14 protein-coding genes are annotated in these 15,111 nt (G+C 74.6%); 6 read left to right on the top strand and 8 right to left on the bottom strand.

Features of this window, described 5'->3' with window-relative positions; all coding sequences use genetic code 11:
• The first annotated feature begins 50 nt into the window (after positions 1–50).
• Complete coding sequence (gene folP / locus GXW83_RS04885; protein ID WP_182441670.1) at positions 51–914, top strand: dihydropteroate synthase; 864 nt, start codon at positions 51–53, stop codon at positions 912–914.
• 33 nt (positions 915–947) lie between these two features.
• Here the strand turns inward: folP and GXW83_RS04880 are convergent, their stop codons facing one another.
• Together GXW83_RS04880 and dapE are read right to left on the bottom strand one after the other, a co-directional pair.
• Complete coding sequence (locus GXW83_RS04880) at positions 948–1,718, bottom strand: TIGR00730 family Rossman fold protein (protein WP_182447088.1); 771 nt, start codon at positions 1,716–1,718, stop codon at positions 948–950.
• Between the two features lie 94 nt (positions 1,719–1,812).
• Positions 1,813–2,910, bottom strand: coding sequence for a succinyl-diaminopimelate desuccinylase (gene dapE, locus GXW83_RS04875; RefSeq protein WP_182441669.1), 1,098 nt, complete (start codon positions 2,908–2,910; stop codon positions 1,813–1,815).
• Between the two features lie 128 nt (positions 2,911–3,038).
• Between dapE and GXW83_RS04870 the strand changes: the two genes are divergently transcribed.
• Together GXW83_RS04870 and GXW83_RS04865 are read left to right on the top strand one after the other, a co-directional pair.
• On the top strand, positions 3,039–4,091 hold the full coding sequence (locus GXW83_RS04870) for a hypothetical protein (RefSeq protein ID WP_182441668.1): 1,053 nt from the start codon (positions 3,039–3,041) through the stop codon (positions 4,089–4,091).
• A 309-nt stretch (positions 4,092–4,400) separates the two neighbouring features.
• Complete coding sequence (locus tag GXW83_RS04865; protein WP_182441667.1) at positions 4,401–5,033, top strand: ATP-binding protein; 633 nt, start codon at positions 4,401–4,403, stop codon at positions 5,031–5,033.
• Positions 5,034–5,126: 93 nt separating this feature from the next.
• Here GXW83_RS04865 and dapC read toward each other — a convergent pair whose 3' ends face one another.
• Together dapC and fdxA are read right to left on the bottom strand one after the other, a co-directional pair.
• Positions 5,127–6,245 carry a succinyldiaminopimelate transaminase gene (gene dapC / locus GXW83_RS04860; RefSeq protein ID WP_225447435.1) on the bottom strand — a complete coding sequence of 373 codons (1,119 nt, stop codon included), beginning with the start codon at positions 6,243–6,245 and terminating at the stop codon, positions 5,127–5,129.
• Between the two features lie 37 nt (positions 6,246–6,282).
• Positions 6,283–6,603, bottom strand: a complete 321-nt coding sequence (gene fdxA / locus GXW83_RS04855) for a ferredoxin (RefSeq protein ID WP_034088644.1) — start codon at positions 6,601–6,603, stop codon at positions 6,283–6,285.
• Between the two features lie 112 nt (positions 6,604–6,715).
• Here fdxA and GXW83_RS04850 point away from each other — a divergent pair, with 112 nt between their 5' ends.
• Both GXW83_RS04850 and GXW83_RS04845 read left to right on the top strand, forming a co-directional pair.
• The gene (locus tag GXW83_RS04850; protein ID WP_182441666.1) at positions 6,716–7,738 is read left to right on the top strand and encodes a GNAT family N-acetyltransferase; all 1,023 of its coding nucleotides are present in this window, start codon (positions 6,716–6,718) and stop codon (positions 7,736–7,738) included.
• Positions 7,739–7,808: 70 nt separating this feature from the next.
• A complete protein-coding gene (locus GXW83_RS04845; protein ID WP_182441665.1) occupies positions 7,809–8,696 on the top strand; it encodes a transglutaminase-like domain-containing protein in 888 nt (295 codons plus the stop codon).
• A gap of 31 nt (positions 8,697–8,727) precedes the next feature.
• Here the strand turns inward: GXW83_RS04845 and GXW83_RS04840 are convergent, their stop codons facing one another.
• The 4 genes from GXW83_RS04840 to GXW83_RS04825 form a co-directional block, all read right to left on the bottom strand.
• Complete coding sequence (locus tag GXW83_RS04840; RefSeq protein ID WP_182441664.1) at positions 8,728–9,333, bottom strand: response regulator transcription factor; 606 nt, start codon at positions 9,331–9,333, stop codon at positions 8,728–8,730.
• Positions 9,330–10,562, bottom strand: coding sequence for a histidine kinase (locus GXW83_RS04835; protein ID WP_182441663.1), 1,233 nt, complete (start codon positions 10,560–10,562; stop codon positions 9,330–9,332). Before GXW83_RS04835 ends, GXW83_RS04840 begins: the two co-directional genes overlap by 4 nt.
• Before the next feature lie 82 nt (positions 10,563–10,644).
• A complete protein-coding gene (locus GXW83_RS04830; RefSeq protein ID WP_182441662.1) occupies positions 10,645–11,367 on the bottom strand; it encodes an ABC transporter permease in 723 nt (240 codons plus the stop codon).
• Complete coding sequence (locus tag GXW83_RS04825) at positions 11,364–12,356, bottom strand: ABC transporter ATP-binding protein (RefSeq protein WP_182441661.1); 993 nt, start codon at positions 12,354–12,356, stop codon at positions 11,364–11,366. Before GXW83_RS04825 ends, GXW83_RS04830 begins: the two co-directional genes overlap by 4 nt.
• Before the next feature lie 235 nt (positions 12,357–12,591).
• On the opposite strand from GXW83_RS04825, the gene GXW83_RS04820 reads away from it, so the two are divergent.
• A complete protein-coding gene (locus tag GXW83_RS04820; RefSeq protein WP_182441660.1) occupies positions 12,592–15,042 on the top strand; it encodes a serine/threonine-protein kinase in 2,451 nt (816 codons plus the stop codon).
• The last annotated feature ends 69 nt before the right edge of the window (positions 15,043–15,111 follow it).

Genomic DNA, 15,111 nt, shown 5'->3' with positions numbered 1-15,111 from the left:
CGCCCCACAGCAGTGAATCACCATCATGGCGTACGTACCTTGGAGGACGCATGGCTCTCGTACTCGGACCGCGGACTTTCGCCGCGGACGAGCCGGTCATCATGGCCATCGTGAACCGCACCCCGGACTCCTTCTTCGACCGGGGGGCGACCTTCGCCGACGACGCCGCCTTCGCCGCGGCCGAGCGGGCCGTGGCCGAGGGCGCGGCCATCCTGGACATCGGCGGGGTCAAGGCCGGGCCGGGCGAGGAGGTCGACACCGAGGAGGAGCTGCGCCGGACGGTGCCGTTCGTCGCCGAGCTGCGCAAGCGCCACCCCACCACGGTGATCAGCGTGGACACCTGGCGGCACGAGGTCGGCGAGGCCGTCTGCGAGGCCGGCGCGGACCTGCTGAACGACGCCTGGGGCGGGGTGGACCCTGTGCTGGCGGAGGTCGCCGGGCGGTACCGGGTCGGCATCGTCTGCACCCACGCGGGCGGCGCGGAGCCGCGTACCCGGCCGCACCGGGTCGGCTACCAGGACGTGATGGCGGACATCCTGGAGCGGACGCTGGCGCTGGCCGAGCGGGCGGTGTCGCTGGGGGTGCCCCGGGAGTCGGTGCTGATCGACCCCGGCCACGACTTCGGCAAGAACACCCGGCACTCGCTGGAGGCCACCCGCAGGCTGCCGGAGATGACGGGGACCGGCTGGCCGGTCCTGGTGTCGCTGTCCAACAAGGACTTCGTCGGCGAGACCCTGGACCGGCCGGTGGGCGAGCGGCTGCTGGGCACGCTGGCCACCACCGCGGTGTCGGCGTGGCTGGGCGCGCAGGTCTACCGGGTGCACCAGGTCGCCGAGACCAGGCAGGTGCTGGACATGGTCGCGTCGATCAAGGGCACCCGGCCGCCGGCGGTGGCCCGGCGCGGACTGGCCTGACCGCCGGGCCTCCTCACCGCCGGGCCGCCGGGGCTACTCGGGGTTGTGCGCGGGCTGGAGGTGGTGCTTGCCGTTGCGCCGGGCCGCCTCGGCGAGGATGTCCATGGCCTCCTCGACCGAGTCGGTGAGCCGGAACAGCTCCAGGTCGTTGGCGGACGCCTTGCCGTCGGCGACCAGGGTGTTCCTGATCCAGTCCACCAGCCCGGACCAGTAGTCCACGCCGAACAGGATCACCGGGAACCGGGTCACCTTGTGCGTCTGGACCAGGGTGAGCGCCTCGAACAGCTCGTCCAGGGTGCCGAAGCCGCCCGGCAGCACGATGAAGCCCTGGCTGTACTTGACGAACATGGTCTTGCGGACGAAGAAGTAGCGGAAGTTCAGCCCCAGGTCCACGTACTGGTTCAGGCCCTGCTCGAACGGCAGCTCGATGCCGAGACCCACCGAGATGCCGCCGGCCTCGTGCGCGCCGCGGTTGGCGGACTCCATGGCCCCGGGGCCGCCGCCGGTGATCACCGCGTACCCGGCGTCCACCAGGGCCCGGCCGATGCTCACCCCGGCCGCGTACTCCGCCGAGCCGACGGCGGTCCGCGCGGAGCCGAACACGCTGACCGCCGGGCCGAGTTCGGCCAGGGCGCCGAAGCCCTCGACGAACTCGGACTGGATGCGCATGACCCGCCACGGGTCGGTGTGCAGCCAGTCGGAGTCCTGTGCCGAGTCCAGCAGCCGCTGGTCGGTGGTCCCGGTGTCCACCTGGTCGCCGCGGAGCAGCACCGGGCCGCGCCGCTTCTCCGCCACCTTCCTCATGCCCGGCCGGATGGCCTCCGGGCTGTGGCCGTTCACCTTGTCGTCAGTCATACCTAGGGAGCGTACGACGGTCGGCGGCGGCCGGGTGGGATCTTTATCGCCGCAGCCAGTCGGCGATCCGCCGCTCGCACTCGGCGACGGCCGCCAGCGAGCAGTGCTCCTCCCGGGTGTGGGCCAGATTGGGGTCGCCCGGGCCGTAGTTGACGGCGGGCACGCCCAGCTCGGAGAAGCGGGCGACGTCGGTCCAGCCGAACTTGGGGTGCGGGGTGCCCCCGGTGGCGGCGATGAAGGCGGCGGCGGCCGGGTGGGCCAGGCCGGGCAGCGCACCCGGGGCGAAGTCGGTGACGGCGACGTCGAATCCGGCGAAGACCTCGCGCACGTGCGCCTCGGCGGACTGCCGGTCGCGGTCGGGCGCGAAGCGGTAGTTGACCGTGACGGTGCAGGCGTCCGGGATGACGTTGCCGGCCACGCCGCCCTCGATCCGGACCGCGTTCAGGCCCTCGTGGTACTCCAGGCCGTCGATGTCGACCAGCCGCGGCCGGTAGTCGGCCAGCCGCTGGAGCACCGGCGCGGCCTTGTGGATGGCGTTCTCGCCGAGCCAACTGCGGGCGGAGTGGGCGCGGTGGCCGCCGGTGGTGACCTCGGCCCGCATGGTGCCCTGGCAGCCGCCCTCGACCTGGGCGTTGCTGGGCTCCATCAGCACCGCGAAGTCGGCCGCCAGCCAGTCGGGGTGGTTGCGGGCGAGCCGGCCGAGGCCGTTGCGGGCCGCCTCGACCTCCTCGCAGTCGTAGAACACGAAGGTCAGGTCGCGGTTGGGGTCGGTGACGGTGGCGGCGATCCGCAGTTGGACGGCGACGCCGGCCTTCATGTCGGAGGTGCCGCAGCCGTACAGCAGGTCGCCCTCGACCTTGGAGGGCAGGTTCCCGGCGATCGGGACGGTGTCCAGGTGCCCGGCCAGCAGCACCCGCTCGGCGCGGCCCAGGCGGGTTCGGGCGACGACGGCGTCCCCGTCCCGGTCCACGGTGAGGTGCGGCAGTCCGCGCAGGGCCGTCTCCACGGCGTCGGCGAGGACCCGCTCGCCGCCGCTGACCGAGGGGATGTCGACGAGCAGGGCGGTGAGCTCCCCGCCGGACAGGGAGAGGTCCAGCTCGACGGCGGAGGAGGGGGCGTCGGTGGCGAGGCTTCGTGTCATGAGCAGCCAGCCTACGGCGGTCCGGGGCGGGTGTGTCGGACACGTGGCGAGCGGCACAGAACCGCCGGGCGCGACTCGCCCGTCCGAGTGGATAGGGTTCAGCGACTGCGACGCGGAAGGAGAGCCCGGTGGGTCTGACGGAGATGATGAGTTCCGGCGTCGACGCGCCGGTCCGCCGCCGCCGTCGCGCCCTGCTGGGCTGCCTGCCGCTGGTCCTGCTGCTGGTGCTGGCGGTGGGCATCGGCTTCTACCTGAGCGACCACCCCGACCTGGTGCCGGTGCCGATCGCCGAGGGCTGCACGGCCACCAGCCCGGACGGCATCGTCAACCTGGGCGTCCAGCAGACGGACAACGCCGGGACGATCTCCGCGGTCACGGTCGCCCGGAACCTGCCGGAGCAGGCCGCGACCATCGCGCTGGCGACGGCCATGCAGGAGTCCAAGCTGCAGAACCTCAGCGGCGGCGACCTGGACTCGATCGGGCTGTTCCAGCAGCGGCCCTCGCAGGGCTGGGGCCAGGCGTCGCAGATCGCCGACCCGGTGTACGCGACCGACCGGTTCCTGGACCGGCTGGTGGCCGTTCCCGGCTACACCGAGCTGCCGCTGACGGTGGCGGCGCAGGACGTCCAGCACAGCGGCTACCCGGACGCGTACGCCCAGCACGAGGCGGATGCGACGGTGCTGTCCGGGGCGCTGACCGGGCGCGTCCCGGAGGCGCTGACCTGCCAGGTGAACAGCGTGGGCACGGCGGCTTCGCCGGCGGCCGGGGCGGCGGCGGTGTCGCAGCGGCTGGCCAGGGAGTTCGGCTCGGTGGCGCGGACGAAGGTGCTGCCGCTGCCGGCCGACCCGGCCGCGGGCTCCCCGGCCTCGGCCTCGCCCTCGCCGTCCGCCGCGGTGGTGCAGGCGCAGCTGACGGTGCAGGCCCGGTCGGGGCTGACCGGCTCGGTGCAGCGCGGCTGGGCGGTGGCCTCCTGGGCGGTGGCGCACTGCCAGGACCTGCACATCGCCTCGGTGCGCTACGCGGGCCAGCAGTGGACCGCCTCGGAGTCCACCCAGGGGTGGCTGCCGCTGGTGGCGCCGAGCGGTTCGGCCTCGGCCCCGGTGCCCGGCTCCTCCGCTCAGGAGTCCGCAGATTCGGGTGTCAGTTCGTCGGCGGTGCTCATTTCGGTGGCCGCCGAATAGCCCTGCCGCGTCCCCCGTGCGGGTTATCCGGTACGGCTCGCGGTTGACGCTTCCGGGTGGCGCCGGGGCGGCCGGACGGCCGGACCCCGGAGTGGTCGGGAGAGCCGGACCGGCCTTGGAAAACGGGCGGAGAAACAGTTTTCCGGCGCGGACAGGGCGGCCCGTTTCCTGCTGGTTTGTCCTGAAAAAGATTATGCGATCTTTGGGAAGTCTTTACCTTGATCGGCCGCAACCTTCTTGCTCCTGGAGCGGTAATCACCACGTCCGCCCGGCGGACCGGTCCTGTTCCCACCTCCACCTAGGAGCTTCATGTCTCTCCCCCTCTCGCGCCGGATCGCCCAGGCCGCGTTCGTGGTCGCCGCCGGAGCGGTCCCGGCCGTGCTGGCAGGCTCGGCCTCGGCGGCCAGCATGCTGCCGGCCGTGCCCGACCTCGGTGCGGTCAGTCAGCCGGACGGCGGCAACCTGGGCGGCAACCTGCAGAACGCCACCCACCAGACCGGCCAGCTGGCCGGCGCCGGCGCCTCCAGCACGGTCGGCGCGGCGGTTCCCGCGGTCGCCGACGCGACCGGCGCCACGGCGTCCAAGGCCCTCCCGGCGACCGACGGCGTGGTGGGCGGCGCGACCCGGCAGCTGGGACAGGTCACCGGCAACCCGACCGGCTCCCTCGGCGGCGTGGGCGGCCTGACCCGCTCCATGCCCGCCCCGGCCGGCGTCTCCCTCCCGGCGGCGGCCCCCGCCGCCGCGCCCAGCAGCCCGCTGTCCTCGCTGCCGCTGGCCGGCAGCCTGCCGCTGAACCAGGTCGGCGGCCTCAGCGGCGCCGCCACCGGCGCGGCCCCGGCCCAGCGGCTCGGCGGCCTGCCCGGCCTGGGCGACACCTCCGGCCTGACCAACGGCCTCGGCGGCCTCGGCGGCCTGACCCACGGCCTGCCCGTCGGCGTCTGACACCCCGGCCGCCGCAGGGCGGCGGAACGCGGGTGGGGCCGGGAGCGACGTCCGCTCCCGGCCCCACCCGCGTCCGCGCCCGAGGGCGCCGCGTCAGCCGCCGAGCCGCTTGACCGCGGCCGCCACCCGCTCGTCGGTGGCGGTGAGGGCGACCCGGACGAAGTCCCGCCCGGCCTCGCCGTAGAACTCGCCCGGCGCCACCAGCACGCCGTGCCCGGCCAGGTCCGCGACCGTGTCCCAGCAGGGCTCGTCGCGGGTGGCCCACAGGTAGAGGCTGGCCTCGGAGTGCTCGATCCGGAAGCCGTAGCCCTCCAGCGCGCCGCGCAGCGCCTCGCGTCGGGCGGCGTAGCGGGAGCGCTGCTCGGCGACGTGCGCGGTGTCCCCGAGCGCGACCGCCGTGGCCGCCTGCACCGGCGCCGCCATCATCAGCCCGCTGTGCTTGCGCACCTGCAGCAGCTCACCCAGCACCTGCGGATCACCGGCCAGGAAGGCCGAGCGGTAGCCCGCCAGGTTGGAGCGCTTGGACAGCGAGTGCACCGCCACCAGGCCGCTGTAGTCGCCGTCGCAGACGTCCGGGTGCAGCACCGAGACCGGCTCCGCCTCCCAGCCCAGCTCCAGGTAGCACTCGTCGCTGACCAGCAGCACCCGGTGCTCGCGCGCCCAGGCGACGGTGCGCCGCAGCTCGGCCGCGCTCAGCACCCGGCCGGTCGGGTTGGACGGCGAGTTCAGCCACAGCAGCCGCAGCCCGTCCGGGTCCGCCTCCCAGGGCTCGTCGTAGACGGCGTGGTCCGCACCGGCCAGCCGCGCGCCGACCTCGTACGTCGGGTACGCCAGCCGCGGGTAGGCCACCCGGTCGCCCGGGCCCAGGCCCAGCTGCGCGGGCAGCGAGGCCACCAGTTCCTTGGAGCCGACCAGCGGCAGGACGTGCCGGTGGGTGATCCCGGTCGCGCCCAGCCGCCGCTCCACCCACGCCACCAGGGCGTCGCGCAGCTCGGCCGTGCCCCACACGGTCGGGTAGCCGGGGCTGTCGGCGGCGGCCGTCAGCGCCGCCTGGACCAGCTCCGGCACCGGGTCGACCGGCGTGCCGACGGAGAGGTCCACGATGCCGTCCGGATGCCCGGCGGCGGTGGCCTTGTACGGCTCCAACCGGTCCCAGGGGAACACCGGAAGCAGCTCGGAAACGCGGCGCGCCGCCCCTCCGGGGAGAGGCAGCGCGGCGGTGCGGTCGTGCGCGTCGTTCACGGAACGATCACTGGTTCTGCGGCGGCAGGGCCGCGATGAACGGGTGGTCCTTCTCGATCAGACCGAGCTTGGAGGCGCCACCGGGCGAGCCGAGGTCGTCGAAGAAGTCGACGTTCGCCTTGTAGTAGTCCTTCCACTCGTCCGGGGTGTCGTCCTCGTAGAAGATGGCCTCGACCGGGCAGACCGGCTCGCACGCCCCGCAGTCCACACACTCGTCGGGGTGGATGTACAAGGACCGCTGGCCCTCGTAGATGCAGTCGACAGGGCATTCCTCAATGCACGCCTTGTCCTTGACGTCGACACAAGGCTGCGCGATGACGTAGGTCACGCTGAACTTCCTCCTCGTAGGGGCTGGCATTCGCGCAGGGAAGCGCGGCGTCGTCGATGCCCGCCCCTAGTATCGCCGTTTCAGGGCGGCGAATGCACCGGAGGTGGCGGGTATGGCGGACAACACTATCGGACGTGGTCGGGCGGAGGTCCAGATCACCCGCGCTGACCTGGGCCGACGCGTGTCGGTCCGGCGGATCTCGGGGGTGTCGCAGGGGCGTCCGGTCTTCGCTGACGTGGTCGGGCTGCTCACATCATGGGACGAAGGGGTGCTCGTGGTGGTGGACCGCCACGACACGGCCGTGTCGATCGCGGAGGAGACCCTGGTCGCGGCCAGGGCGGTGCCGCCCGCGCCGGTCCGGCGCGGGCGCGGCGCGGTCGCCGCGCACCTGGCCGTCGACCCGGACGAGCTCCAGCGGATCGCCGGGCGCGGCTGGCCGGGCGCCGAGAGCGAACCGCTCGGCGGCTGGACCCTGCGGGCCGCCGGGGGCTTCACCAACCGCGCCAACTCGGTGCTCACCGCGGGCGACCCGGGGCTGCCGCTGGAGCAGGCACTGGACCGCGCCACCGCCTGGTACGCCGCCCGCGGGCTGCCGGCCGCGCTGCAGGTCCGGACCGACGACCCGTTGGACGCCGAGCTGGCGGCGCGCGGCTGGGGCGTCCGGGCCGCCGCGCTGACCCAGACCGCGCCGCTGGCCCCGCTGGTGGACGACGCCGCCGCGGCCGCCGCCGGGGTGCGGCTGGACCGGCAGCCGGGCCCGGCCTGGCTCTCCCGCTACCGGCGGGTCACCGGGCCCGACCTGGCGCCGACCGCGCTGGCGGTGCTCACCGGCGGGCCCTCGGTGTGGTTCGCCACCGTGCCCGGCGCCGAGGGCGAGCCGCCCGCCGCCATCGGACGCTGCGCGGTCGACGGCCGCTGGGCCGGGCTGGCCGCGCTGGAGGTCGCCCCCGGGCAGCGCCGCCGGGGGCTGGCCACCGCCGTCACCGCCGCGCTGGCCCGGGCCGCCGCCGACGAGGGCGCGGACCTGGTGTACCTCCAGGTGGAGCCGGACAACGCGGCCGCGATCGCACTGTACGAGCGGCTCGGCTTCCGCACCCACCACCGCTACCACTACCGGCGTCGGCCCGGGGCGTAACGGCCCCCGGGAGCCGTGTCCGGGGCCGATGCGTCCTCGGCGGGGCGTCCGCCGCATAGAATCCCCCGCGATGACCGAGGAGAGCAGGGAACGGTTCGCCGCCGAGGCGCGGGCGCAGTCGCCCGACCCGGTGCTGCTCTGCCTGCTCATGGGCTTCGAGGCGGATCTGGGCGGCGCCGACGCCGCCGGGTCGCTGGACGCCGGGATGGCCCCCAGCCTGAACGCCCTGGCCAAGCTGACCGCACTGGCCGCCGCCGACCTGGCCGCCGCAGGCTGCCTGCCCGGCCAGGCCGACCGCCCCGGCGGCGGGCCGCCGCCCGCGCAGGCCGCGGCGCTGCTGGCGGGCGCCCTGGCCGGCGCCGCCGACCTGCGCGGCGGGCCCGCCGCCTACCGGCGGCTGGAGTCCTCGCTGCTGCACCAGGTGCTGCGGACCGGCCGGGGCCTGCCGATCCTGCTGTCGGTGGTCTGGATCCACGTCGGCCGCAGCCTGGGCCTGCCGGTGTACGGGGTCGCCCTGCCCGGCCACTTCGTCGTCGGCGTCGGCGAGCCGGAGGGCGAGCACGTCCTGGTCGACCCGTTCCGCGGCGGCCGACCGCTGACCCGCGAGGACGCCGAGGCGCTGGTGGCCGAGGCGGGCTACCCGCTCGATCCGGAGATGCTGCGCCCGGCCGAGCCGGTGGACATAGCGCTGCGCGTGCTGACCAACATTCGCAGCTGGGCGGCGGCCCGCCCGGAGCACGCCCGCACCCAGCTGTGGGCCGCCGAGCTCTCGCTGCTGCTGCCCCGGCACCCGGCGCAGCTGCGGCTGGAGCGCGGCGAGCTGCTGGTGCGCACCGGCAGCTTCCTGGAGGGCGCGGCCGAGATGGAGTCCTACGCGACCATCCTGGACGCCTTCGACCCGGAGTCGGCGGCCCGGGTCCGGCTGGAGGCCCGGGCCGCCCGGCACCGGCTCAACTGACCCCCGGGGCCCGGGCCCGGCGCGGGAGGGCCTAGAGCCAGCCCTTCTCCCGGGCGATGCGGACCGCCTCGGTGCGGTTGCGGGCGGCGGTCTTCTGGATGGCCGCCGACAGGTAGTTGCGGACGGTGCCCTCGGACAGGTGCAGGGCCCGGGCGATGTCGTGGTTGGCGGAGCCGTCCGCCGCCGCGGCCAGCACGTCGCGCTCGCGCGAGGTCAGCGGGTTGGCGCCCTCGGCCAGTGCGGCGGCGGCCAGCGTCGGGTCGATCACCCGCTCGCCGCGCAGCACCCGGCGGATCGCCTCGGCCAGCTCGGACGCGGGCGCGTCCTTGACCAGGAAGGCGTCCGCCCCGGCCTCCATGGCCCGGCGCAGGTAGCCGGGGCGGCCGAAGGTGGTCACCATCACGATCCTGGTGGCGGGCCGCTCCCGGTGCAGCCGCGCGGCGGCCTCGATGCCGGTCAGCCCCGGCATCTCGATGTCCAGCACCGCGACCTGGACGTCCCCGGCCTGCGCCGCGGCCACCACCTCGTCGCCGCGCGACACCTGGGCCACCACGTCGATGTCGCCCTCCAGGCCGAGCAGGGCGGCGAGGGCTTCGCGGACCATGCCCTGGTCCTCGGCGAGAAGAATTCTGATCACGGGTGCACGGTACCGGCCAGCGGACCCCCGGCAGGAGCGGCCGCCGGGGCCCGCAGCGGCACCGAGGCCCGGACCCGGAAGCCCCGGCCGCGCGGCCCGGGCCCGGCCTCCAGCGCGCCCCCGGCCAGGGCCAGCCGCTCGACCAGCCCGTTCAGGCCGTTGCCGGGCTCGGCCCGGCGGACGCCGACGCCGTCGTCCAGCACCTCCAGCCGCAGCGAGCGGGAGCCGTCGTCCACCAGGAACTCGGCGATCCGGATGGTGCAGTTCCGGGCGCCGCTGTGGCGGATGATGTTGGTCACCGACTCGCGCAGCGCCCAGCCCAGCGCGCCCTCCTCGTCCGGGCCCAGGCCCGGGTGGCCGTCGGCGACGGCCGGGTCGGCGTCCACGGCGATGTCGGCGGCGGTCAGCGCGCTGCGGACGGCGGCGATCTCCACCGCCAGCTTGGGCCGCCGGTAGCCGCCGATGGCCTCGCGGACGTCGACCAGCGACTGCCGGCTGACCCTCTCGATGTCGGCGACCTGCGCCCGGGCGTCCTGGTAGCGCTCCTGGTCCAGGAAGCGCGAGGTCAGCTCGGACTTCAGGGTGATCAGCGAGAGCGAGTGGCCGAGCAGGTCGTGCAGGTCCCGGGCCATCCGCAGCCGCTCGTCGGAGGCGGCCAGGGCGGCCACGGCGGCCCTGGCCTCGCGCAGCTCCTGCATGGTCCGGATCATCCGCTGCAGGCCGGACATGGCCGCGCCGCCCAGGAAGGCGCTGAGGGCGGCGCTGGCGGTGGCGTAGACGCTGGGCGCCGGGCAGGTGGCCCCGACCACGATCAGGAAGCCGGTCACCGCCGCGACGCCGGGCAGGGCGTACTGGGGCAGCAGTGCGACGCCGGTGGCGATAGCGGTGTAGCTGAACAGCGTCAGCCAGTTGCTGCCCAGCAGGTAGCAGGCGGCGGTGGCGACCGCGAACATGCCGCCCAGCGTGCCCAGGTTGACCGGGTTCCAGGGGGTGTTCTGCCCGAGGGCCTGGCGGCGCAGCACCAGCGTCGCGTAGAGGCCGAGGAACACCGCCAGCAGCGTCCAGCCGGCGACCAGGACCGGTGCCGGGTGCCGGGTGCCGACCAGGTCGCCGATGGGGTAGGCCAGGTAGACCATCCACAGCGACATCCAGCACAGCTTCACCACCCGCTGGCGGTGGTTCTCCGGGGGCTGGCCCATCCGCAGCGCGCCCAGGTCCTTCAGGTCCATCGGGCCTCCTCCTCTCGGTACCGGCAGGACGGCGCCGCGGCCGCCGGGAGCGGTCGGCTCCCCGGCGGCGCGGCGGCCCCGGTCAGGACTCCCTGCGGTCCCGCTGGTACAGGAAGGCGGCGAGGGCGCCGAAGGCCAGGGCGTAGGCGAGCACTGCGGCAATTGTGCCGGTTCCCACCGACGCCCCGGTCTGGGCGACCCGGCCCAGCTGGTTGTAGAGCGCGACCGGCGTCCACTTGGCGACGTCGCCGAAGCTGCCGGTGATCTGGAAGTAGGTGCCGCCCAGCATCAGCAGCAGCATGTAGACGATCATGATGATCGGCTGGATGGAGTCCGGGGCGGCCGAGTAGCCCAGCGCCACGCCGAGGGCGGCGAAGACGAACCCGCCCAGCCACAGGGTGAGGCCCAGCAGCAGCCACTCGGAGGCGGCCAGCCGGACGCCCTCGGCGTAGCCGACCGCGAAGACCACCAGGATCGAGGGCAGGGTGGCGGCGGCGGTGGAGGCGATCTTGGCGACCACGTAGCCGTAGCCGGGCAGCGCCGTCAGCCGCAGCTGCCGGGCCCAGCCGCTCTTGCGCTCCAGCGCGATCCTGGTCGCGTTGGTGGTCATCGAGGCGGAGACGGTGCCCAGAGTGGCCATGGAGACCATGAAGTACGCCTTGACCGACACCCCGGCCAGCGAGTCGACCGTGCCGTAGGCGCCGATCATCACGGTGTACAGCACGGCCGGGAGGATCAGGGTGAAGACCAGGTAGCGGCGGTTGCGGAGGACCCTCAGGATCTCCAGCTTGATCAGGGTGGTCATCGCACGGTCTCCTTGCCGAACGCGGCGGCGGACTGGTCGGCGGCGTCCTGCTCGCCGGTGATGGTGATGAACGCCTGCTCCAGGCCCACGCCGGTGACCTCCAGGCCGCGCGGGTAGAACCCGGCGCGGTAGATCGCGGCGACGGTGGCGTCGGCGTCGTTGCTGTTGATCCGGACGGTGTGGCCGCTGACGTCCAGCGAGGTCAGCTCCGGCAGCCGGCGCAGCAGCTCCGGATCGCCGCCGTCCTGCGGGTGCAGGTCGAAGGAGATCTTGCGCAGCCCGGCCCGGGCCTTGATCTCCGCCGCCGTGCCGTCCGCGATCAGCCGGCCCTTGTGCACCACCAGCACCCGGTCGGCGATGGAGTCCGCCTCCTCCAGGTAGTGGGTGGCGAACAGGACCGTCCGGCCGGCGTCGGCCTGGGCCCGCATCACCGCCCAGAACGCCTGGCGGGCCGTCACGTCCATGCCGGTGGTGGGCTCGTCCAGGACGATCAGGTCGCTGTCCCCGGCGGTGGCCAGGGCGAAGCGGACGCGCTGCTCCTGGCCGCCGGACAGCCGGTCCACCATCCGGTCGGCCAGATCGGTGATCCCGGCGGTGCGCAGCACGTCGTCCACGGCGTAGCCGCGCGGGTGGATGTCGCAGGCGAAGGAGACCAGCTCGCGGACCTTGACGTCGGGCATCAGGCCGCCGCTCTGCAGCATGACGCCGACCCGGCCGTCCAGGATGGCCTGGCGCGGGGTGCCGCCGAACAGCGTGACACTGCCGGAGGTGGGCTCGCGCAGGCCCAGCAGCATGTCGATGCTGGTGGACTTGCCCGCGCCGTTGGGGCCCAGGAAGGCCACGGTCTCGCCCGGGTGCAGGGTCAGGCTGACGTCGTTGACGGCCTTGACCGCCCCGAAGTGCTTGCTCACGTTGCGGAAGGCCGCGACCTCCCCGGAGCCCCGGCCCCGGGTGCCGGCCCCCGTACGCGCTTCTGTGGACGTGCTCATCGCTGCTGCTGCTCCCTCGGTTCCGTCCTCGTCCTGCTGACAGTCACCACAGTGGCCCACCCGGCCGGGGCCGGGGCAGTGCCGCCGCTCCTGTGCCCGGCATGACGGATGTCATGGGTGATTGAGTGAACGTCGGATCACAGGGTGGTCGCTGCGGGGCTGCTGGGGCCCCTGGGCACAGGCGGGTGGACTAGCCTCTGCGGGTTCGCACCACATTCCGATGGGGGAAGAGACGATGGAACCGCTCGAAGCCGACGACCCGCGCCAGGCCGGTCCGTACACCCTGCTCGGTCGGCTGGGCGCGGGCGGCATGGGAGCGGTGTACCTGGGACGCTCGGCCGGCGGGCGGACCGTGGCGGTCAAGCTGGTGCGCCGGGAGTTCGCCGCCGACGAGGACTTCCGCGCCCGCTTCCGGCGCGAGGTCGAGGCCGCCCGCGCGGTCTCCGGCGCGTTCACCGCCTCGGTGGTGGACGCCGACACCGAGGCCGCCCTGCCCTGGCTGGCGACCACCTTCGTCCCCGGGGTGCCGCTGAGCGCGGCCGTCCGCCGGCACGGCGGCTTCGCCGAGCCGGTGCTGCGCGCGCTGGGCGTCGGCCTGGCCGAGGCGCTGCAGGAGATCCACCGGGCCGGGGTGATCCACCGCGACCTCAAGCCCGCCAATGTGATGCTCGCCGCCGACGGCCCGCACGTCATCGACTTCGGCATCAGCCGGGCCGTCGAGGGCGCCGCGCTGACCTCGACCGGCTTCGTCGTCGGCTCCCCCGGCTTCCTCTCCCCCGAGCAGGCGATGGGCAACCAGGTGGTGCCCGCCACCGACGTGTTCGCGCTCGGCGCGACCCTGGCCTTCGCCGCGCACGGCAACGGCCCCTTCGGTGACGGCCCGACACCCGCCCTGCTGTACCGGGTGGTCAGCCAGGAGCCGGACCTGTCGGCGGTACCGGAGGCGCTGCGCCCGGCCGTCCGCGCCTGCCTGGCCAAGGACCCGGCCAACCGGCCCACCCCGGCGCAGCTGGTGGCCGCGCTCAGCGAGAGCGCCCCCGACTTCACCGGCGGGTGGCTGCCGCCGGCCGTGCTGGCCGACATCGCCGCGGCCGGAGCGGTGCTGACCGGCACCGCCGCCGCCCCTGCCCCGGCCGCCGCCCCGGCGCAGGTCCCGCAGTCGGCGCCGCAGGGCTTCGGGCCGCCGACCCCGGCGCCGTTCCCGGCCCCGCAGTACCCGCACCCGCAGCAGGGCCGCCAGCCGCAGCAGGGCTACCCGACGCCGCCGCCGTTCGCCCCGCCGGCCTACCCGCCCGCGTACCCGCAGCAGCCCCAGCAGCACCCGCAGCAGCCGCAGTTCGGACCGGCCACGCCGCCGCTGCCGTTGACGCAGCCCGGCGGGGGCGGCTCCGGGCTGAGCCGCCGCGGGCTGCTGGGGCTGATCGGCGGCGGGGTGGTGGTGCTGGGCGGCGCGGCCACCGCGTTCGCGCTCAGCGGCAGCGGCGGCGGGAAGCCGACGCCCGCGCCCACCACCAGCGGCAGCGCCACCGGTACGCCCACCGCCGCGCCCAGTACCGGCGCGCCCGCGCCCACCGGCGGCCCCGGCACCGCTCCGGCCGGGCCGGTCACCCCGGTGACCGCCCCGGGCACCCTGGCCGGGCCCGCCGCCAAGGCGCTGTGGACGCAGGTGCTGAACGACACCGTGTGGAACCTGGCCGTCGGCTCCGGCACGGTCGTCGCGGTCTGCACCCAGTCCACCAAGGGGCTGAAGACCGCCGACGGCAGCTCGCAGTGGCGCGGCACCGCCGACAACGAGAGCGGCACCATCTCCACCATCCCGCTGATCGTCGGCGACACCGCCTACCTGGTCGGCAGCAACTCCGACGGCAACGAGGCGCTGCTGGTGGTGGATCTGGCCTCGGGCGACACCAAGTGGCAGGTGGTGCTGCACGAGGAGGGCTGGGAGCTGGAGGGCGCGTACGGGATCAGCGGCGGCAACCTGCTGATGACCGCCAACACCACGGTCGGCGTGGGCGTCAACGGCCTGTGGGCGGTGGACATCAGCACCCACCAGTCGGTGTACACCAGGACCGGCTCGTACATCGGCTCGCTGGTGGTGCCGCCGACCGGCAGCACCGTGGTCAGCTTCAACGAGATCGGCGACAACGGCGCGGTCAGCGGCATCGACGCCACCACCGGCGACCGGACCTGGACCGCGACGCCGCAGGGCGCGACCTTCGGCGGCACCGGCGCGGTCGACTCCTGCCTGGTCGACGGCGTCGTCTACACCGGCGGCAACGACGTCAACGCCTACCGGGTGGCCACCGGCGCGCCCGCCTGGCAGGGCGTCAGCTACAACCCGGACGACCTGGGCTACAACTCCCCGGTCGGCGACGGCCAGGGGCGCTGCTTCGTCACCGCCGACTCCACCCTGTACTGCTTCCGCCCCTCGGACGGCTCCAAGCTGTGGTCCACCTCCGGGGTGAACAGCTTCATCATCGACAAGCCGATGCTGACCGCCAACGGCATGGTCTACCTGGCGGACAGCAAGGGCGTGCTGTACGCGGTGGACGCCGCCACCGGCGCCTGCGCCTGGTCGTACACCAACCCGGCGGCCACCACCTCGGACAACCTGGCGCTGGCGGCCGACAGTTCGGGCGTCTACTACGGCGTCGGCACCCAGGTGGTCGCGCTGCCGGTGCGCTGACACGGGTGGCGGCGGCGGCCACCGGATGCCGGTGACCGCCCCACGGGCGTCCGTACGGGACGGCGTCCG

The organism is Streptacidiphilus sp. PB12-B1b (assembly GCF_014084125.1).
GTDB lineage: Bacteria > Actinomycetota > Actinomycetes > Streptomycetales > Streptomycetaceae > Streptacidiphilus.
This window is presented reverse-complemented; position numbering and strand designations above follow the sequence as displayed.